Source organism: Pseudomonas sp. JC1203, from assembly GCF_056175065.1.
The window spans coordinates 185,358-204,309 of the sequence record NZ_JBWCAM010000006.1 but is presented as its reverse complement, the minus strand read 5'-3'; the positions used below and the strand labels follow the sequence as shown (position 1 = coordinate 204,309).

Below are 18,952 nucleotides of genomic sequence, written 5' to 3'. Positions count from 1 at the left end.
TGGCTATCGTCTTTCAAAAAAGGCAGCGAAGCCAGTGCAGACGCTTCGACAATGGCGGCAAATATGGCAATGATTGTCAGCGGGTTCTTTGTATTCGCGGGTGGGGTGGGCATGGAAACTCCTTGTACGGCGGTTTTTGCCTGGCCGTATCTGTGGTTGAAATTCTAGAGTTTCTGCGGTGGTAGGCGAGAGATGCATAATTATTTTATTTGTTCATATTGCAAATATATCGCTTTGCTCAATCGCTGCCAGTTGCGGGCCGGGAATGCCTTTCCTGCCTGATGACACCTGGGGCCCACAGCGTAAGGGGCTTTGCGGGAAGTGACAGGTGTAAGGGTATTTACACTTTGTTATAAAGAGAGGCAGCGGCGCAGAGGCGTTGCTGCCGCACCCGGTGGTGCGCTGAGGCCCTGGTTATTGTCCCCGGGACTATTCGACACAGAATGAATGGCTTGTAAGCAAATACTCAATTGCTGCCCATAAATCAATGTGCAATGCTCTTTGGGCTCAGATATTTTTCAATGTAGGGCTACCAATTGTCGGAAAGATCTGGAGAGAACTTCAGGGAGTGAGGTTTTCTGTAGGAAATGTCTCTCTTGGCTGTAAGTCTTGTCTTTGCTGCTTGGTTGCAGGCGGTGACGCAATGCAAAGTGCCGGATGACTAGGCTATTGTGCGGGCTCTAAAAATTCGAACAGCGAAAATTGGATTTTCCCATGAATAAAGTGCTGATCGTGGATGATCACCCTGTGGTTCGCCTGGCGTTGCGCATGCTGATGGAGCGCCATTGCTACGAGGTGGTCGGCGAAACCAACAACGGCGTGGATGCCTTGCAGTTGGCCCGAGAGCATCAACCGGACCTTGTCATACTCGACATCTGCATTCCCAAGCTCGACGGCCTGGAGGTAATGGCGCGCCTGAGCAGCGAGCGTCGCGCTACCAAGGTGCTGGTGCTGACCTCGCAGATGCCGGGGCATTTCTCCATGCGCTGCATGCAGACCGGCGCGGCGGGTTATGTGTGCAAGCAACAGGAGCTGACGGAGCTGCTCAGCGCCATCAAGGCGGTGCTCTCGGGGTACAGCTATTTCCCCAACCAGGCACTGCATTCGGTGCGGTCCAGCCTGGGCAACGCCTCGGAGTCACAAATGATAGAGCGCCTCTCCGGGCGCGAGATGATGGTGTTGCAGCAGCTGGCGCGGGGCAAGAGCAACAAGGAAATTGCCGACGGCATGTTCCTCAGCAACAAGACCGTCAGCACGTACAAGACCCGCTTGCTGCTCAAGCTCAATGCGCGGTCGCTGGTGGACCTGATCGAGCTGGCGCAGCGCAATGGCCTGGCGTGAACCGGCCCGCGGCCGGTGCGCGAAAGGAAAGGCTGAAAAGGGTTACAGATCGAAGTCGTAGTCGGCCAGCTGCTTCTGCAGGCGGCGTTCTTCCAGCAGATTGTCGATGGTGCGGCGTTTGCTCAGGTTGGTCTTTGCGGTTTCCGCAGGGGCTTCGGCTTCGTCGTTGTCGACAGGGGCAAACTCGTCTTCCACATCCAGTTCTTCTTTACCGGTGCTCATAAAGTCAACTCCAGGCTTGGAATGCCATTGGCGCACCTTATATCGGTAAATCTTCCACGCGTAAAAAAGATTTTTTCAATCGGCTGATCAGGTTTTTCAATAAGCCTTCAATCGTCCGAGGTCTTGTGCTTGTAATCGCACAAATCTTCGATGCGGCAACTGCCGCAGCGCGGCTTGCGCGCCTGGCACACATAGCGGCCGTGAAGGATCAGCCAGTGGTGCGAATCGAGCAGGTATTCCTTGGGCACGAACTTGAGCAGGTTCTTTTCCACCTCCAGCACGTTCTTGCCCGGGGCGATGCCGGTGCGGTTGGCGACGCGGAATATGTGCGTGTCCACGGCCATGGTCGGCTGCCGGAAGGCGGTATTGAGTACCACGTTGGCGGTCTTGCGGCCTACGCCTGGCAGGGCTTCCAGCGATTCGCGGTCCTGGGGAACCTCGCCGCCGTGCAGTTCCACCAGCATGCGGCAGGCTTCGATCACGTTGCGTGCCTTGCTGTTGTACAGGCCGATGGTCTTGATGTATTCCGACAGGCCATCCACGCCCAGCGCGTAAATGGCTGCCGGCGTATTGGCCACGGGGTAAAGCCTGGCGGTGGCCTTGTTCACGCCTACGTCAGTGGACTGGGCCGACAGGATTACCGCGATCAGCAGCTCGAAGGCCGAGGTGTAGGCCAGCTCGGTCTTGGGTTCGGGGTTGTCTTCATGCAGCCGGCGAAAGATTTCCCGGCGTTTGACGTTGTTCATCGGTCACGGTGTCCTTGGTTCGTGGCGTCGGCGGCAGCGGCCTGCTGCGCCTTGATCCGCGCCAGGGCCGCTTGCACCGGGTCACTGATGGCAGCGGGCGCAGGTGCGGGCGCCAGGCGCTGGGCTTCGCGCCGCGCGGCCAGGCTGGCCAGGCGCGCGTTGCGCTGCTCGAAACGCCTGCGGGCGCGGTCACGCTTGCTTGCACGGGCCTGGCGTTCGCCGTCGGTATGCGCCAGGCCGCCCACGATCGCCACGCCGGCGTTGGCCGGCAATGGCCGCAGCTCGATGCAATCCACCGGGCAGGGCGCCAGGCACAGGTCGCAGCCGGTGCATTCGTCGACGATGACAGTGTGCATCAGCTTGGCGGCGCCGACGATGGCGTCTACCGGGCAGGCCTGGATGCATTTGGTGCAGCCGATGCATTCGGCTTCACGGATATAGGCCACTTGGGGTGGGGCGCTGCCGCGGCTGGTGTCCAGGGCGATGACCGGCACCTGCAGCAGGTTGGCGAGCGCGGCGAGGGTCTCGGTGCCACCTGGCGGACATTTGTTGATCGCATCGCCTGCCGCCATGCCTTGGGCATAGGGCAGGCAGCCGCCATGGCCGCATTTGCCGCACTGGGTCTGGGGCAGCAGGGCGTCTATGCGTTGGGTCAGGCTCATCTTTCTGTCCGGCAGTGCCATGAACAATTGTGGGAGCTGGCTTGCCAGCGAGATTTTGAGGTGCCCCAAAAAGCTCGCTGGCAAGCCAGCTCCCACAAGAGTATTACTTGATGCGCTGGCCCGGCTTGGCGCCGCTGTCAGGGCTCAGCAGGTAGATCTCTTCACCGCCAGGGCCGGCGGCCATGACCATGCCTTCGGACATGCCGAAGCGCATTTTACGGGGCTTGAGGTTGGCGATCATCATGGTCAGGCGCCCTTCCAGTTCAGCCGGGTTCGGGTAGGCGCTCTTGATGCCCGAGAACACGTTGCGCTGCTCGTCACCGATGTCCAGGGTCAGGCGCAGCAGTTTGTCGGCGCCCTCCACGTGCTCGGCCTTGACGATCAGGGCCACGCGCAGGTCGACGGCGGCAAAGGTGTCGAACTCGATTTCCGCCGCCAGCGGCTCCTTGACCAGTTCGCCGTTGCCGGCAGGCGCGGTGGCCGCCTGGCTGGCTTCCAGGTCTTCCTTGGAGGCGTCGACCATGGCTTGCACCTTCACCGGGTCGATGCGGCTCATCAGCGCCTGGAACGGGTTGAGCTGGTGGTTGGCCAGCAGGGTGGCGTGGTCGGCCCAGGTCAGCGGCGCGACGTTGAGGAACGCCTCGGCGTCGGCGGCCAGGTTCGGCAGCACCGGCTTGAGGAAGATAACCAGCTGGCGGAACAGGTTCACGCCCAGGGCGCATACGGCCTGCACTTCGGCCTGCTTGCCTTCCTGTTTGGCCAGGGCCCACGGCGCCTTCTCGGCGATGAACGCGTTGGCGCGGTCGGCCAGGGCCATGATTTCACGCATGGCGCGGGCGAAGTCGCGGTTCTCGTAGGCCTCGGCGATGCTTGGCGCGGCGGCCAGGAACGCGTCGGTGAGTTCCGGGGCGGCGTTTTCAGCCACCAGCACGCCTTCGTTGCCCTTGTGGATGAAGCCTGCGCAGCGGCTGGCGATATTCACCACCTTGCCCACCAGGTCCGAGTTGACCTTCTGCACGAAGTCTTCCAGGTTCAGGTCCATGTCGTCGACGCCACGGCCCAGCTTGGAGGCGTAGTAGTAGCGCAGGTATTCCGGCGACAGGTGGTCCAGGTAGGTGCGCGCCTTGACGAAGGTGCCACGCGACTTGGACATTTTCTGGCCGTTGACGGTCAGGTAGCCGTGCACGTTCACTGCGGTCGGCTTGCGGTAGCCGGCGCCTTCGAGCATGGCGGGCCAGAACAGGGCGTGGAAGTTGATGATGTCCTTGCCGATGAAATGGTACAGCTCGGTGGTGGAGTCCTTGGCCCAGTAGGCGTCGAAGTCCAGGTCCGGGCGGCGCGCGCACAGGTTCTTGAAGCTGGCCATGTAGCCGATGGGCGCGTCCAGCCATACATAGAAGTACTTGCCAGGCTCGCCCGGAATCTCGAAGCCGAAATACGGCGCGTCACGGGAGATGTCCCATTCCTGCAGGCCGCTGTCCAGCCACTCGGCCAGCTTGTTGGCGACGGCGTCCTGCAGGGTGCCGCTGCGGGTCCACTCCTGCAGCATGGCCTGGAAGTCAGGCAGCTTGAAGAAGAAGTGCTGGGAGTCCTTGAGCACCGGGGTGGCGCCGGAGATCGCCGACTTGGGGTTCTTCAGCTCGGTGGGCGCGTAGGTGGCGCCGCATTTCTCGCAGTTGTCGCCGTACTGGTCTTCGGCCGCGCACTTGGGGCAGGTGCCCTTGATGAAGCGGTCGGCCAGGAACATCTGCTTGTCCGGGTCGAAGTACTGGGTGACCGAGCGCTGGGAGATGTGGCCGGCGTCACGCAGCTTCAGGTAGATCTGCGACGACAGCTCGCGGTTTTCTTCGGCGTGGGTGGAGTGGAAGTTGTCGAACTCCACCAGGAAGTCGGCAAAGTCGGTGCTGTGCTCGACCTGTACGCCGGCGATCAGCTGTTCAGGCGTGATGCCTTCCTTTTCCGCGCGCAGCATGATGGCCGAGCCGTGGGCGTCGTCGGCGCAGACGTAGGTGCACTGGTTGCCACGGTGCTTCTGGAAACGCACCCACATGTCGGTCTGGATGTACTCGACCATGTGGCCAAGGTGGATCGAACCGTTGGCGTAGGGCAGGGCGCTGGTGACGAGAATCTTGCGGGGCTCGGACATGGGGCTCGGCTACTTAGAAGTCAAAACAAGATCGGCCACTATAAAGGACCCGCGCTGCGCGAACAAACCCCCGTAGCAGCTGCCGAAGGCTGCGTCCGGGCCAATGCGCGGTGCCAGAGCCTGTGCGGCGGCTGGGACGCGGCCTGCGGCCGCTGCTACAGAGGATCGGTGGCGCGGCCCGTAGCAGCATTGTTTTTCCACCGGTGCGCCGGACGCGCTAGGATAGCCGTCTGTCTTGCTCAGTCTTTATAACGGGAGAACCCATGGGTGCCGTCAATCGCGCAGCCGTCGAAGCCGTGCTTCGCCAGTACACCGACCCTTACCTGAACCAGGACCCGGTCAGCGCCGGGTGCGTGCGGGCCATCGATATCGCTGGCGAGCAGGTCAGCGTGGTGCTGGAGCTGGGCTATGCCGCCGGTCTGTTCAAGAATGGTTTCGCGCAAATGCTGCAACTGGCCATCGAGGGCCTGGACGGCGTGGCCCGGGCCACGGTGCGTATCGACTGCGTGATTGCCGCGCACAAGGCCCAGGCGCAGATCCCGGGCATGGCCAACGTCAAGAACATCGTGGCCGTGGCCTCGGGCAAGGGTGGCGTGGGCAAGTCCACCACCGCCGCCAACCTGGCCCTGGCGCTGGCACGCGAAGGTGCGCGCGTGGGCATCCTCGACGCCGATATCTACGGCCCCAGCCAGGGCGTGATGTTCGGCATCGCCGAGGGCACCCGCCCGCAGGTCAAGGACCAGAAGTGGTTCGTGCCCCTCAAGGCCCACGGCGTCGAGGTGATGTCCATGGCCTTCCTCACCGACGACAACACGCCCATGGTATGGCGTGGGCCGATGGTGTCCGGTGCCCTGCTGCAACTGATCACCCAGACCGCCTGGGACGACCTGGATTACCTGGTCATCGACATGCCCCCAGGCACCGGTGACATCCAGCTGACCTTGGCGCAGAAAGTGCCGGTGGCCGGCGCGGTCATCGTTACCACGCCTCAGGACCTGGCTCTGCTGGACGCCAAGAAAGGCGTGGAGATGTTCCGCAAGGTCAACATCCCGGTGCTGGGCGTGGTGGAAAACATGGCCGTGCACATCTGCTCCAACTGCGGCCATGCCGAGCACCTGTTCGGCGAAGGCGGTGGCGAGAAGCTGGCGTCGCAGTACGGGGTGGAACTGCTGGCCTCGCTGCCCCTGTCGATGCTGATCCGCGAACAGGCCGACAGCGGCAAGCCCACGGCCATCGCCGAGCCGGAAAGCCAGATTGCCATGGTCTACCAGGAGTTGGCTCGCCAGGTGGGCGCGCGCATTGTGATGCAGGAAGCGGCGGCGCCGGCCATGCCGAGCATTACCGTCAGCGACGACTGAGCGCGCCTGTCGCCGCTGCCCCAGGCAGCGGCGACGGTAAATCGCAGGCATAAAAAAACCCCGCTCGAGAGCGGGGTTCTTTTGAACTGTTCAGTACAAGTTAGATAACTTGAACTTCTTCAGCTTGCATGCCTTTCTGGCCGCGGGTAGCGACGAAAGAAACCTGCTGGCCTTCTTTCAGGCTTTTGAAGCCGTCAGCCTGGATAGCTTTGAAGTGAACGAACAGGTCGTCACCGGATTGTGGAGTGATGAAGCCGAAGCCTTTTTCATCGTTGAACCACTTAACGGTACCGGTTTGGCGATTGGACATGGTAAATCTCCTTGGACAAAGTTAACTGCGGTTCAGGAAATGCCCTGGCCGAGACTGAGTGCAAAGAGCAGGAAAATTCATGAAGATGTAAAACATCGGGTAGAGATTCTCAGTGACACAAGCAACACAGTGACGCCACCTTAACCCTTTTTCCGGGACCTGCCAATGCCATTCGCCGCGAATAACACAAATCATGACTGACGGTGCCGGCAAGTGGCGAAAAGTCGCAGTTTTCGGGGCCTGTACGGCATGAAATGACCAGCCGGTCCGAACAAATGGCCGCGGTGCTTTGAGCCATGGCGCGCGGTCCGGTAAGATGCGGGCAACATTTTCACCACCTCGCTATTCAGGACACCCCGCCATGAGCATCAAATCGGACAAGTGGATTCGCCGCATGGCGCAAGAGCACGGCATGATCGAGCCTTTCGTCGAGCGCCAGATGCGTGGCGAAGGCGCCGACCGGCTGATCTCCTTCGGCGTGTCCAGCTATGGCTACGACGTGCGCTGCGCCGATGAATTCAAGGTGTTCACCAACATCAACTCGGCCACCGTCGACCCGAAGAACTTCGACGAGAAGAGCTTCGTCGATGTGAAAAGCGACGTGTGCATCATTCCGCCGAACTCCTTCGCCCTGGCCCGCACCGTCGAGTACTTCCGCATTCCGCGCAACGTGCTGACCATCTGCCTGGGCAAGAGCACCTACGCGCGCTGCGGCATCATCGTCAACGTCACCCCGCTGGAACCGGAGTGGGAAGGCCACGTGACCCTGGAGTTCTCGAACACCACCACGCTGCCGGCAAAAATCTACGCCAACGAAGGCGTGGCGCAGATGCTTTTCCTGGAATCTGACGAAGAATGTGAAGTGTCCTACAAGGACCGCGGCGGCAAGTACCAAGGCCAGCGTGGCGTGACCCTGCCGCGTACATAATCCGACCGGCGCAAGGAATTAGTCGGGGAAAAGGCACTCTATCGAGGTGAACTGTTCCGTTTCGCGTCATGCGAAGCGGGCCATTGACCAGGGAGTGCCTATGAAAATCGACCCGACCATCAGCGCCGAACTGGCCAGGCTGGAGCCCAACCAGATTGGCGTGCTTGCGTGGACCTTGCTGGCCAACCCCATGGCGCAGCACGCGGGTGGCTTGCCGGGCCAACCGGACCCCGACCCGAACCCGGATTACCCTCAACCCGAAGAGCCGGGCGAACCCACCATCCCCGATCAGCCCCCGCCTGCGCCTGTGGCGTGACGTCGTAGCGGCCACACCTGGCCGTCGCCGATCACGAACACGTGGTCGCCGCGGCCAGGGTGCAGCGCATGCCCCCCTGTAAAGGCGCCGAACGCCGGTAGCAGGCTGACTTTTACCGCAAAGCTGAAACACGGCAGCCTCAGGCTTTGCCGCCCTTTGCCGTGCAGGCGATACACCGGATGCACATGGCCGGCCAGTACGGGCAACTGTGGGTGCGGCTCTGGCTCATGTTGCAAGGCAAAGGGCCCCAGCAGCAACGGCTCGGCCACCACCTCGAATGCCAATGCCGCAGGCGGGTCACCCGCGCGGCGGTCGTGGTTGCCGCGTATCAGCGTCACGGCCAGCGTGGGGTGGCGGTCGCGCCATTGCTGCAGCGCCGCCAGCGTCGCCGGCCCTTGGGAGCCAGGGGCGTGCAGGAAGTCGCCGAGAAATATCAGCCGTTGGCAGTCGTGCAAGGCCAGCAGCCTGTCCAGCAGCGCCAGGTTGCTGGCCGTGGTGCCGTGGGGCACCGGCTGGCCCAGGCGACGGTAGGCCGCGGCCTTGCCGAAGTGTGCGTCGGCGATCAGCAGCGCGCGTTGTTCGGGCCAGTAGATGGCCTTTTCCGGCAACAGCCACAGGGTTGTGCCGTGGAAGGTGAAAGCGTGGTGACCGCTCATGGGCCTGCCGCCGTTTCCAGGTCGCTGACCATCCGTGCGATGCGGTCTGCCAATTTCTCGGAGCTGAGGCTTTCGCGGAAGCGTTCCACCATCAGCGGAAAGCCCAGTGGCGTGGCACGCTTGAGCGCGTGCAGGTCCAGGCGCTGGTGCTGCATGCGCAGCAGGGTCTGCTCCAGGCGCTCCACGTCCAGTTCCTGGCGCAGCACTTCTTCCTGGGCCTGGGTCAGCAGCAGGTTGCCGGCGTCGTATTGCTTGAATACCTCGAAGAACAGCCCGCTGGAGGCCTGCACCTGGCGGGTGCTTTTCTGCGAGCCGGGGTAGCCGCCAAACACCAGCCCGGAGATACGCGCTATCTCGCGAAAGCGCCGCAGTGCCAGCTCGCCGGCATTCAGGCTGGCCAGGACGTCGGCCAGTAGCTGCTCGGGGCTCAGCAGCGCGCCATTGAGCCACTGCGACCAGTCCACCGCAGTGGCGCTGAGCAGTTCGAAGCCGTAGTCGTTGACGGCGATGGAGAAGGTCAGCGGCTGGCGCTGGCTCATGCGCGATGCCAGCAGGCTGCCCAGCCCCAAGTGCACCTGGCGGCCGGCGAAGGGGTAGAGAAACAGATGCCAGCCCTCGCGGGACTTCAGCGTTTCGGCCAGCAAGGTGTTCGGCGTGGGTAGTGCCGACCAGTGCTGCTGCACCTCCAGCAGTGGCCGCACGGCGCGCATGGGCGCGCTCTGGTATTCGCCCTCGGCGGCCAGGCCCAGTTGCCGTACGAGGGCGGCGGCCAGCTCGCTGGACAGCGGCATGCGCCCGCCATTCCAGCGTGGCACGGCGGCTTTTTTCGTGGTGCTGCGCTTGACGTAGGCCGTCATGTTTTCCACCCGCACCAGCTCCAGCTGCCGCCCTGCGAACAGGAAACCGTCACCGGGCCGCAGGCGGGCGATAAAGCCTTCCTCGACGCTGCCCAACGAGCGCCCGCCACCGCCCTTGCTCCAGTACTTCAGTTGCAGGCTGGCGTCGCTGACGATGGTGCCGATGCTCATGCGGTGGCGGCGCGCCAGACGCGCGTCGGGCACCCGCCACATGCCCTGCGCATCGGGCTCCACACGTCGGTAGTCAGGGTAGGCCGTGAGCGAGTGGCCGCCATGGCGCACGAACGCCAGGGCCCAGGCCCATTCGTCGTCGGTGAGGTCGCTGTAGGCCCAGGCGCTGCGGACTTCGGCCAGCAGTTCGTCGGGCCGGAAACCGCCGCCCAGGGCCATGCTCACCAAGTGCTGCACCAGCACGTCCAAGGGTTTGTGCGGGGATTCGCGTGGCTCGATCTGCCGCGCCGCCACGGCTTGTTCGGCCGCCGCAGCCTCCACCAGTTCCAGGCTGTGCGTAGGCACCAGCGTCACGCGCGAAGGCCGGCCTGGGGCGTGGCCCGAGCGCCCGGCGCGCTGCATCAGGCGCGCCACGCCCTTGGCCGAGCCGATCTGCAGCACTCGTTCCACGGGCAGGAAGTCCACGCCCAGGTCGAGGCTGGAGGTACAAATCACCGCCTTGAGCTGGCCGTCCTTGAGGGCGCGCTCCACCCAGTCGCGGGTTTCCCGGGCCAGGGAGCTGTGGTGCAGGGCGATGATGCCCGCCCAGTCGGGGCGCGCGTCGAGAATCGATTGAAACCAGATTTCCGCCTGGGAGCGGGTGTTGGTGAACACCAGGCAACTGCTGCTGGTGTCGATTTCGCGCACCACCTGGTCGAGCATGCGCAGGCCCATGTGGCCGCCCCAGGGGAAGCGTTCGATGGCGGCCGGCAGCAGCGTGTCGACTTCGATGCGCTTGGCTTCGGCGCCTTGCACGGTGATGCCCTGGCCTGCCCCCAGCAGCACATCCTGGGCGTGCGCCTGGTTTCCGAGGGTGGCGGAGATGCCCCATACGATCAAACCAGGCTGCCAGCGGCGCAGGCGCGCCAGGGCCAGCTGCAACTGCACGCCGCGCTTGTTGCCGATCAATTCGTGCCACTCATCCACCACGACCATGACCAGGCTGGCGAATTCGCTGGCGGCATTCTCGCGGGCCAGCAGCAGGGTCAGGCTTTCCGGCGTGGTGATCAGCGTGGTGGGCAGCCGCCGGCCCTGGCGGGCGCGTTCGGCGCTGCTGGTGTCGCCGGTCCGCAGGCCCAGGGTCCAGGGCAGTTGCAGGTCGTCCAGTGGCGCTTGCAGGGCGCGGTGGGTGTCGGCGGCCAGGGCGCGCATGGGCGTGAGCCACAGCACCGTCAACGGGGCGGTGCGCGGGCCGGGTTTGGCAAAACGGTTGAGGGCGGCGAACCACAGGGCGTAGGTCTTGCCGGCCCCGGTGCTGGCGTGCAGCAACCCCGACTGCCCTGCCTTGACGGCGGCCCAGACCTGTTTCTGGAACGCGAAGGGTTTCCAGTGGCGGGCGGCGAACCAGGGTTTGGCGTGGTCGGGCATGGGCGCTGTCCGTGGGGGTTAAACCAGTGACAGCGGCAGTGGAAGGTTAGTTGCGACGCGTGTAGCCGCAGCCTGGCGGCTGCGGCTACCGGGTTACTTCAGGTTGCCACTGAGGAACTGGCGCAGACGCTCGCTCCTCGGGTTGCCGAGCACGTCCGCCGGCACGCCTTCCTCCTCCACCAGCCCCTTGTGCAGGAACATCACCTGGCTGGACACCTGGCGCGCAAAGCTCATTTCGTGGGTGACCATGATCATGGTGCGGCCTTCCTCGGCCAGGCCCTGGATCACCTTCAGCACCTCACCCACCAGCTCCGGGTCGAGGGCCGAGGTGGGTTCGTCGAACAGCATCACCTCGGGTTCCATGGCCAGGGCACGGGCGATGGCCACGCGCTGTTGCTGGCCGCCGGAAAGGAACGCCGGGTACTGGTCGGCTACCCGTGCGGGCAGGCCCACCTTGTCCAGGTAGCGGCGGGCGCGCTCCTCGGCCTCGTGCTTGCTGACGCCCAGCACCCGGCGCGGGGCCATGGTGACGTTCTCCAGCACGCTCATGTGGCTCCACAGGTTGAAATGCTGGAACACCATGGCCAGGCGCGTGCGAATGCGCTGCAGCTCGGCCGGGTCGGCCACGCGCATGCCATGGCTGTCCTGCACCATGCGCACCTGCTTGCCGTCCAGGCTCATGGCGCCGTCGTTGGGGGTTTCGAGGAAGTTGATGCAGCGCAGGAAAGTACTCTTGCCCGAGCCGCTGGCGCCGATCAGGCTGATGACGTCGCCGGTCTTGGCCTTGAGCGAGACACCCTTGAGCACTTCGTTGTCGCCGTAGCGTTTGTGCAGGCCATCGATGGTCAGTTTGTACATGGGCAATCAGGTCTCAAGGCGAAAGAAGGTAGCCGCTGCGGTAGGCTTCGCGGCCGGCGACGTGGGCCACCACCATGCCGGCGGTGGCCATGCGCCGCAGCGAGCGGGCGTACATCACCCCGGCCTGGGCGCAGCGCACGGCGGTGATGCGGTCGCTGATGGGGTCGATGACGTCGGCGATCAGTTGGCCGGCGCTGACGACCTCGCCCGGCAGCACATGGAACACCAGCAGGCCACCTGCAGCGCTGACCACCGGTTCCACCGCCGCCAGCGGGCTGGCGGGGTAGGGCAGTTCGGGCAGCGGCGGCGCTTCACCGGCGATGGCACCGTGATGGGTGAGGTAGTCGAGAATCGCCTGGCTGTCGGTGGCGGCGGTGTGGTGGTCGACATCACCCTGGCCACGCAGCTCCAGGGTCACCGAGAAGCTGCCCTGGGGAATTTCGAAGCGGTGGTCGAAGCGCTGTTGCAGCTCCCACCACACCAGGGTGAAGCACTCGTCGAACGACTGCCCGCCCGAGTCAGTGGCCAGCAGGCTGGCCTGGGCACCCAGGTAGCGCGACAGCGGCTCCACCTTCGGCCACGCCTCGGGCGTGGTGTACAGGTGCGCCACGGCCTCGAAGTCGCAGTGCAGGTCCAGCACCATGTCGGCGTCACACGCCAGGCGCTGCAGGATCAGGCGCTGGGACTGCAGCTGGGTAGCCGGCACCTGGGCTTCCAGCGCACGGCGCAGGGCGGCGCGGATCAGCCGCACGTTGTGCTGCGGGTCGTCGCCCAGCAGCGGCGCCACCTCGGTGCCCACCTCGTCGCTGAGGTCGACGAACAGGCGGTTGAAGTTCTGCCCGCTCTCCAGCTCGTAGCGGCCCAGGGGCACGTCCATCAGCACCTGCTCCAACCCCACCGGGTTGGCCACGGGCACCAGGACGATTTCGCTGTTCAGGCGCCCGGCCTGCTCAAGCTCGGCCAGGCGCTGCTTGAGGTGCCAGGCCACCAGCATGCCCGGCAACTCGTCGGCGTGCAGCGAGGCCTGGATGTAGATCTTGCCGGCGCCGTCCGTGGGGCCGTAGTGGAAGCTGTGGATCTGCCGGCTGGTGCCTGGCACCGGGCTGATCAGGTCATGAGTGCGATGGTGCATTTCCGGTTCCTAGTGCGCAGGGCCGAGGAAGGCCAGCCAGCGGCGTTCAGCCAGGCGAAACAGGCCCACCAGCGTGAAGGTGATGGTCAGGTAGATCAGTGCGGCGATGCCGAACGACTGGAAGGTCATGAAGGTGGCCGAGTTGGCGTCGCGGGCCACTTTCAGGATGTCCGGCACCGTGGCGGTAAAGGCGACGGTGGTGGAGTGCAGCATCAGGATCACTTCGTTGCTGTAGAACGGCAGCGAACGGCGCAGGGCCGACGGCATGATCACGTAAGTGTAGAGCTTCCAGCCGGTCAGGCCGTAGGCCTTGGCCGCCTCGACCTCGCCGTGGTTCATGCTGCGGATGGCACCGGCGAAGATTTCGGTGGTGTAGGCGCAGGTGTTCAGGGCGAACGCCAGGATGGTGCAGTTCATGGCATCGCGGAAGAAGTCGTTGAGCAGCGGCTGCGCACGCACCGCCTCGATGCTGTAGATGCCGGTGTAGCAGATCAGCAACTGGATATACAGCGGCGTGCCACGGAACAGGTAGGTGTAGAACTGCACCGGCCAGCGCACCCAGAAGTGCGTGGACACACGGGCGATGGACAGCGGGATCGACACCACGAAGCCGATGGCGATGGAGGCGCTGAGCAGCCACATGGTCATGGCCAGGCCGGTGATGTGCTGGCCGTCCGAATACAGGAACGGGCGCCAGTACTGTTGCAGGAGTTCAATCATCGCACGGCCTCCCGGCTGCCAGCGCTGTAACGCCGCTCGGCCCAGCGCAACACCACGTTGGAGGCGCTGGTGATCAGCAGGTAGATGACGGCCGCCAGGACCAGGAAGTAGAACAGTTGGTAGGTGCTCTTGCCCGCGTCCTGGGCGGCCTTGACCAGGTCGGCCAGGCCGATGATGGACACCAGCGCGGTGGCCTTGAGCATCACCATCCAGTTATTGCCGATGCCCGGCAGGGCAAAGCGCATCATTTGCGGGAATACCACGTAGCGGAAGCGCTGGCCGCGCTTCAGGCCGTAGGCAGTGGCCGCTTCCACCTGGCCGCGCGGCACGGCCAGGATGGCGCCACGGAAGGTCTCGGTGAAATAGGCGCCATAGATGAACCCGAGGGTGATCACACCAGAGGTGAAAGGATCGATCTCGATGTAGTCCCAGTCCATGGCATCTGTGAGATTGGTCAGCCAGGTTTGCAGGCTGTAGAAGATCAGCAGCATCAGTACCAGGTCCGGCACGCCGCGAATCAGGGTGGTGTAGAGCTGTGCGGGAATGCGCAGCACTTTAAGGCTTGAAAGCTTGGCGCTGGCGCCCAGCAGGCCCAGGCAAACGCTCACCAGCAGTGACAGCACCGCCAGCTTGATGGTCATCCAGGTGCCTTCCAGCAGGATCGGGCCAAAGCCCTTCAGGCTGAATGCCGAAAGCCCCAGGTTTTGTAATAGGTCGTCGAACATGGATGGTGCCTGTGCAGGTAGAAAAAACGCCTTCCCCCGGACGGGAGAAGGCGTCGTTACCAATTGTTACTTGCCGCTGTACAGGTTCAGATCACCGAAGTGTTTCTTCTGAATGGTGTCGTAGGTGCCGTCCTTGTGTAACGCTTCGATACCTTTGTCCAGCAGGGCCTTGAGCTCTTTGTTACCCTTTTTGATACCGACGGCAGTCTTCGCCGGCAGCAGTGGGTCATCCACCGGCTTGCTGACTTCGTAGTCGGCGCCCTGTGGCGATTTCAGGAAGCCCAGCTCGGCCTGCAGCATGTCCTGGATGGAAGCGTCCAGGCGGCCCGAGGTCAGGTCGGCGTACACCTGGTCCTGGTTGGCGTAGGCCTTGGTGGTGACCCCGGCCTTGTCCAGCACGGCCTTGGCGTAAGCTTCCTGGATAGTGCCCTGCTCGTAGCCCACGGTCTTGCCTTTCAGCGACTCGGGGCTGCCGTAGCCTGCACCTTTTTTGAACACCAGCGCGGTCGGGCCGGAGAACAGTTCGCTGGAGAAGTCGATGACCTTGGCGCGTGCGTCAGTCACGGTCATGGACGAGATCACGCCGTCGAACTTGCCGGCATTGAGGCCTGGGATCATGCCGTCGAAGTCGTTTTCGACCCATTTGCACTCAACTTTCAGCTCTTTGCAGATGGCATTGCCCAGGTCGATGTCAAAGCCCACCAGGCTGCCGTCGGCGGCCTTGGATTCGAACGGTGCGTAGGAAGGGTCGACGCCGAAGCGCAGTACCTTGTAATCCTTGGCCATCGCGGCGCCAGCAGACAAACATAAGGCCAGTGCAGAAAGGGTCAGCAATGCTTTTTTCATTGTGCAGTCCTTAGAACCTGAGAAGAGCGTACGGTGTACGCGACATTCGTTACCGGCGGATGCCAGACATCATTTTGATAGCAATTTTCGCACCACAGTCCACGAACGAGCGTTTAAATGGGGCGCTGCAAAGGCTCTGGCGCGGTGGCCTGCCCAAAATTGGGCGGCCTCGGAAACGCGCCCCAAAAACGCGCATTCAGCTCAGCAGGTCCTGCAGCGTAGCCAGACTATCGGCTTCTTCCACCGGCTTGTCATGCCGCCAACGCAACATGCGCGGAAAACGTACGGCAATGCCGCTTTTATGACGTTTTGACAGGGCGATGCCCTCGAAACCCAGCTCGAACACCAGGGTAGGGCGCACGCTGCGCACCGGGCCGAATTTTTCCACGGTGGTCTTGCGGACGATGGCGTCGACCTGGCGCATTTCCTCGTCGGTCAGCCCCGAATAGGCTTTGGCGAACGGCACCAGCGTGCGCTCGCTGGCCTCGGGCGGCCCGTCCCACACGGCGAAGGTGTAGTCGCTGTACAGGCTGGCGCGGCGGCCGTGGCCGGCCTGGGCGTAGATCAGCACGGCGTCGACGCTGAAGGGGTCGACCTTCCATTTCCACCAGGTGCCCATGTCCTTGGTGCGGCCCACGCCGTACAGGGCGTCGCGTGCCTTGAGCATCATGCCTTCCACGCCCAGGCGCCGGGAATGTTCGCGCTGGCGGGCCAGCTCGAGCCAGTCGCTGCCCTGCACCAGCGGCGACAGGCGCAACACCGGCGCCGCCACGGCGTTCACCAGTTGTTCCAATTGCGCGCGGCGCTCGCCCTGGGCGTTTGTGCGCACGTCGTGGCCCTGCCATTCGAGCAGGTCGTAGGCCAGCACCACCACCGGCACTTCCTCCAGCAGCTTCTTGCCCAGGGTCTTGCGGCCAATGCGCTGCTGCAGCAGGGCGAAGGGCTGCACCTGAGGTTCGCCCTGTTCGTGCCACACCACTATTTCGCCGTCGATAACGGTGCCGTCGGGCAGGCTCTGCTCCAGTGCCAGCAGTTCGGGAAAGCGTTCGCTGACCAGTTCCTCGCCGCGGGACCAGACCCACAGGCGGCCGTCACGTTTCACCAGCTGCGCGCGAATGCCGTCCCACTTCCACTCCACCTGCCAGGCGCTCACCGGCCCCAGCAAGGCGTCGAACTGGTCCACCGGTTGCTGCAGCGAATGGGCGAGGAAAAACGGGTAGGGCTGGCCACCCCGCTGGGCGTGCTCGTCGGCGGATTCGGCGGCGATCAGCTTGCGGTAGCTGTCGGCGGTGGGCCGGTGGGAGAGGTCGGTGTAGCCCACCAGGCGCTGGGCCACGCGCTTGCTGTCGATGCCGGCCAGCTGCGCCAGGGCGCGGGTTACCAGCAGTTTCGACACGCCCACGCGGAAGCTGCCAGTGATCAGTTTCAGGCACACCATCAGGCTTTGCCGATCCAGTTGTGCCCACAGCGGCGGCAGCCTTTGCGCCAGGGTTTCCGGCGGCAGGCCGCGCAGGGGCAACAGCGCCTGTTCCACCCACCAGGCCAGGCCCTGGTCGCTGCTGTGGGACGTTTCCGGCAGCAGCAGGGAAAACGTTTCGGCGAGGTCGCCCACGGCCTGGTAGCTTTCCTCGAACAGCCACTCGGGCAGGCCGCTGGTGTTTACCGCTATTTCGCGCAGCACGCGGCTGGGCACCAGCTGGCGCGGGCGGCCGCCGGAGAGGAAATACACCGCCCAGGCGGCATCGGCGGCGTCGGCGTGGCTGAAATAGGCCAGCAGCGCGTCGCGCTTGGCGTTGGTAGAGGTGGTTTCGTCCAGGCGCCCGTAAAGTTCGGCAAAGGCTTTCATGCGCTGGCTTTCTCCTCGTCCTCATCACCGTACTCGGTGGTAAAGCCCTGGGCATCCAGCCCCAGGTCGCGCAGGTAGCGCACCAGCACCGCCACCGAGCCGTGGGTGACCATGACCCGCTCGGCGCCGGTCTGCTCGATGGCCCACAGCAGGCCGGGCCAGTCGGCGTGGTCGGACAGCACAAAGCCACGGTCCACGCCGCGCCGCCTGCGGGTGCCGCGCAGGCGCATCCAGCCGCTGGCGAAGGCGTCGCTGTAGTCGCCGAAGCGGCGCATCCAGGTGCTGCCGCCGGCAGACGGCGGCGCCAGTATCAATGCCTGGCGCAGGGCCGGGTCGGTTTTCTTGAAGTCACCGGCATAGTGGGTCTCTGGAATATGAATGCCGCCCTCGCGGTACACCCGGTTCAGCGGCTCCACGGCGCCGTGCACAAGGATCGGGCCAATGCTGGCGTCAATACCATGCAGGATGCGCTGGGCCTTGCCGAACGCGTAGGCGAACAGCACGCTGGCCTTGCCGGCCTGGGCATTGGCGCGCCACCAGGCGTCTATTTCGCTGAATATTTCCTGCTGCGGCTGCCAGCGGTAGATCGGCAGGCCGAACGTGGATTCGGTAATGAAGGTGTGGCAGCGCACCGGCTCGAACGGCGCGCAGGTGCCGTCGGCTTCCACCTTGTAGTCGCCGGACGCCACCCACACCTCGCCCTGGTATTCCAGGCGTACCTGGGCCGAGCCAAGCACGTGGCCGGCCGGGTGGAAACTGAGGGTCACGCCGTGGTGCATCAGGCGTTCGCCGTAGGCCAGGGTCTGCAGGTTGATGTCGGCGCCCAGCCTTGCGCGCAGAATGCCGGCGCCGGGGCTGGCTGCCAGGTAATGGCTGTTGCCGGTGCGTGCGTGGTCGCCGTGGCCGTGGGTGATCACCGAGCGCTCCACGGGCCGCCAGGGGTCGATGTAGAAATCCCCGGGCGGGCAGTACAGGCCTTCGGGGCGGGCAATGACAAGGTCCATGGGGTCGGCCTGTGGCAAAGGGGCTTAATCGTCAGAGGCTGCGCTGCCGCCGGAAGTTCGCTAATTGTGCGCGTTTGCGTAGGGACGTGACTGAGGGTAGGTTGGAGGTTCAAATCACTGAGGAAGGCTGCCATGAACCTGCGCTGGATAACGGTCCCGCTATTGCTGCTTGCCGCCAGTGGCCCGGTGCTGGCCGCCGATTGCCCGGAACTGCTGCAAGGGCAGATGACCAAATTGCGTGGCAAGGAGGCCATCGACCTGTGCCAGCGTTTTGCCGGCAAGCCGCTGGTAGTCGTCAATACCGCCAGCTACTGCGGTTTTGCCCCGCAGTTCAGCGGGCTGGAAGGGCTGTACATTCGCTACAAGGACAAGGGGTTGGAGATGATTGGCGTGCCGTCCAACGACTTCAAGCAGGAAGCCCAGGACAGCGCCGAGACCGCCAAGGTGTGCTACGCCAACTACGGCGTGACCTTCACCATGACCCAGCCGGCCGCCGTGCGCGGTTCGGACGCCACGCACCTGTTCAAGGTGCTGGCCGAGCAGAGCAGCGCGCCCAAGTGGAACTTCTACAAGTACGTGGTCGATCGCCAGGGAAATGTGCTGGCCAGTTTTTCCAGCATTACCAAGCCTGACGACCCGGACCTGATCGCGGCGGTGGAAAAAGCCATCGCCTCGAAACCCTAGGCATGAAAAAACCCGCC

At 63.9% G+C, this 18,952-nt stretch carries 18 protein-coding genes and 1 pseudogene; 5 read left to right on the top strand and 14 right to left on the bottom strand.

Features of this window, described 5'->3' with window-relative positions; genetic code table 11:
• Window positions 1-714: 714 nt before the first annotated feature.
• Window positions 715-1,341, top strand: coding sequence for a response regulator (locus AC0SZ7_RS11710; protein WP_475504540.1), 627 nt, complete (start codon window positions 715-717; stop codon window positions 1,339-1,341).
• Between the two features lie 42 nt (window positions 1,342-1,383).
• Here AC0SZ7_RS11710 and AC0SZ7_RS11705 read toward each other — a convergent pair whose 3' ends face one another.
• The 4 genes and pseudogenes from AC0SZ7_RS11705 to metG all read right to left on the bottom strand — a co-directional run bounded on the left by AC0SZ7_RS11705 (window position 1,384) and on the right by metG (window position 5,117).
• A complete protein-coding gene (locus tag AC0SZ7_RS11705) occupies window positions 1,384-1,563 on the bottom strand; it encodes a PA3496 family putative envelope integrity protein (RefSeq protein WP_416426384.1) in 180 nt (59 codons plus the stop codon).
• A gap of 107 nt (window positions 1,564-1,670) precedes the next feature.
• A complete protein-coding gene (gene nth / locus AC0SZ7_RS11700; protein WP_475504539.1) occupies window positions 1,671-2,309 on the bottom strand; it encodes an endonuclease III in 639 nt (212 codons plus the stop codon).
• Window positions 2,310-2,332: 23 nt separating this feature from the next.
• A pseudogene (locus AC0SZ7_RS11695) lies at window positions 2,333-2,971 on the bottom strand (RnfABCDGE type electron transport complex subunit B); the annotation flags it as partial.
• 103 nt (window positions 2,972-3,074) lie between these two features.
• Window positions 3,075-5,117 carry a methionine--tRNA ligase gene (metG, locus tag AC0SZ7_RS11690; RefSeq protein WP_475504538.1) on the bottom strand — a complete coding sequence of 681 codons (2,043 nt, stop codon included), beginning with the start codon at window positions 5,115-5,117 and terminating at the stop codon, window positions 3,075-3,077.
• 263 nt (window positions 5,118-5,380) lie between these two features.
• Between metG and apbC the strand changes: the two genes are divergently transcribed.
• The gene (gene apbC, locus AC0SZ7_RS11685; RefSeq protein ID WP_475504537.1) at window positions 5,381-6,475 is read left to right on the top strand and encodes an iron-sulfur cluster carrier protein ApbC; all 1,095 of its coding nucleotides are present in this window, start codon (window positions 5,381-5,383) and stop codon (window positions 6,473-6,475) included.
• A 100-nt stretch (window positions 6,476-6,575) separates the two neighbouring features.
• Here the strand turns inward: apbC and AC0SZ7_RS11680 are convergent, their stop codons facing one another.
• Window positions 6,576-6,785 (bottom strand): cold-shock protein, encoded by a 210-nt coding sequence (locus AC0SZ7_RS11680; protein ID WP_008365925.1) that lies wholly within the window; start codon window positions 6,783-6,785, stop codon window positions 6,576-6,578.
• A gap of 361 nt (window positions 6,786-7,146) precedes the next feature.
• Here AC0SZ7_RS11680 and dcd point away from each other — a divergent pair, with 361 nt between their 5' ends.
• Both dcd and AC0SZ7_RS11670 read left to right on the top strand, forming a co-directional pair.
• Window positions 7,147-7,713: a dCTP deaminase gene (dcd, locus tag AC0SZ7_RS11675; RefSeq protein WP_003184751.1), complete on the top strand. Its 567-nt coding sequence runs from the start codon at window positions 7,147-7,149 to the stop codon at window positions 7,711-7,713.
• Window positions 7,714-7,813: 100 nt separating this feature from the next.
• Window positions 7,814-8,029 carry a hypothetical protein gene (locus AC0SZ7_RS11670; protein WP_475504536.1) on the top strand — a complete coding sequence of 72 codons (216 nt, stop codon included), beginning with the start codon at window positions 7,814-7,816 and terminating at the stop codon, window positions 8,027-8,029.
• Here the strand turns inward: AC0SZ7_RS11670 and pdeM are convergent.
• The 9 genes from pdeM to AC0SZ7_RS11625 form a co-directional block, all read right to left on the bottom strand.
• A complete protein-coding gene (pdeM, locus tag AC0SZ7_RS11665) occupies window positions 8,002-8,685 on the bottom strand; it encodes a ligase-associated DNA damage response endonuclease PdeM (RefSeq protein ID WP_475504535.1) in 684 nt (227 codons plus the stop codon). The two genes, AC0SZ7_RS11670 and pdeM, sit on opposite strands and share 28 nt — an antisense overlap.
• Window positions 8,682-11,120, bottom strand: coding sequence for a ligase-associated DNA damage response DEXH box helicase (locus AC0SZ7_RS11660; RefSeq protein ID WP_475504534.1), 2,439 nt, complete (start codon window positions 11,118-11,120; stop codon window positions 8,682-8,684). The genes pdeM and AC0SZ7_RS11660 overlap by 4 nt, the downstream gene beginning before the upstream one ends.
• 93 nt (window positions 11,121-11,213) lie before the next feature.
• Window positions 11,214-11,978: an ABC transporter ATP-binding protein gene (locus AC0SZ7_RS11655; protein WP_475504533.1), complete on the bottom strand. Its 765-nt coding sequence runs from the start codon at window positions 11,976-11,978 to the stop codon at window positions 11,214-11,216.
• A gap of 13 nt (window positions 11,979-11,991) precedes the next feature.
• Complete coding sequence (locus tag AC0SZ7_RS11650) at window positions 11,992-13,110, bottom strand: succinylglutamate desuccinylase/aspartoacylase family protein (protein ID WP_475504532.1); 1,119 nt, start codon at window positions 13,108-13,110, stop codon at window positions 11,992-11,994.
• 9 nt (window positions 13,111-13,119) lie between these two features.
• Complete coding sequence (locus AC0SZ7_RS11645; RefSeq protein WP_475504531.1) at window positions 13,120-13,830, bottom strand: ABC transporter permease; 711 nt, start codon at window positions 13,828-13,830, stop codon at window positions 13,120-13,122.
• Window positions 13,827-14,555 (bottom strand): ABC transporter permease, encoded by a 729-nt coding sequence (locus AC0SZ7_RS11640; protein ID WP_475504530.1) that lies wholly within the window; start codon window positions 14,553-14,555, stop codon window positions 13,827-13,829. Before AC0SZ7_RS11640 ends, AC0SZ7_RS11645 begins: the two co-directional genes overlap by 4 nt.
• A gap of 66 nt (window positions 14,556-14,621) precedes the next feature.
• Window positions 14,622-15,401 (bottom strand): transporter substrate-binding domain-containing protein, encoded by a 780-nt coding sequence (locus tag AC0SZ7_RS11635; protein WP_475504529.1) that lies wholly within the window; start codon window positions 15,399-15,401, stop codon window positions 14,622-14,624.
• A gap of 196 nt (window positions 15,402-15,597) precedes the next feature.
• Window positions 15,598-17,247 (bottom strand): ATP-dependent DNA ligase, encoded by a 1,650-nt coding sequence (locus AC0SZ7_RS11630; protein ID WP_475504528.1) that lies wholly within the window; start codon window positions 17,245-17,247, stop codon window positions 15,598-15,600.
• On the bottom strand, window positions 17,244-18,251 hold the full coding sequence (locus AC0SZ7_RS11625; protein WP_475504527.1) for a ligase-associated DNA damage response exonuclease: 1,008 nt from the start codon (window positions 18,249-18,251) through the stop codon (window positions 17,244-17,246). The genes AC0SZ7_RS11630 and AC0SZ7_RS11625 overlap by 4 nt, the downstream gene beginning before the upstream one ends.
• A gap of 132 nt (window positions 18,252-18,383) precedes the next feature.
• On the opposite strand from AC0SZ7_RS11625, the gene AC0SZ7_RS11620 reads away from it, so the two are divergent.
• A complete protein-coding gene (locus tag AC0SZ7_RS11620) occupies window positions 18,384-18,935 on the top strand; it encodes a glutathione peroxidase (protein ID WP_475504526.1) in 552 nt (183 codons plus the stop codon).
• Window positions 18,936-18,952 lie beyond the last annotated feature (17 nt).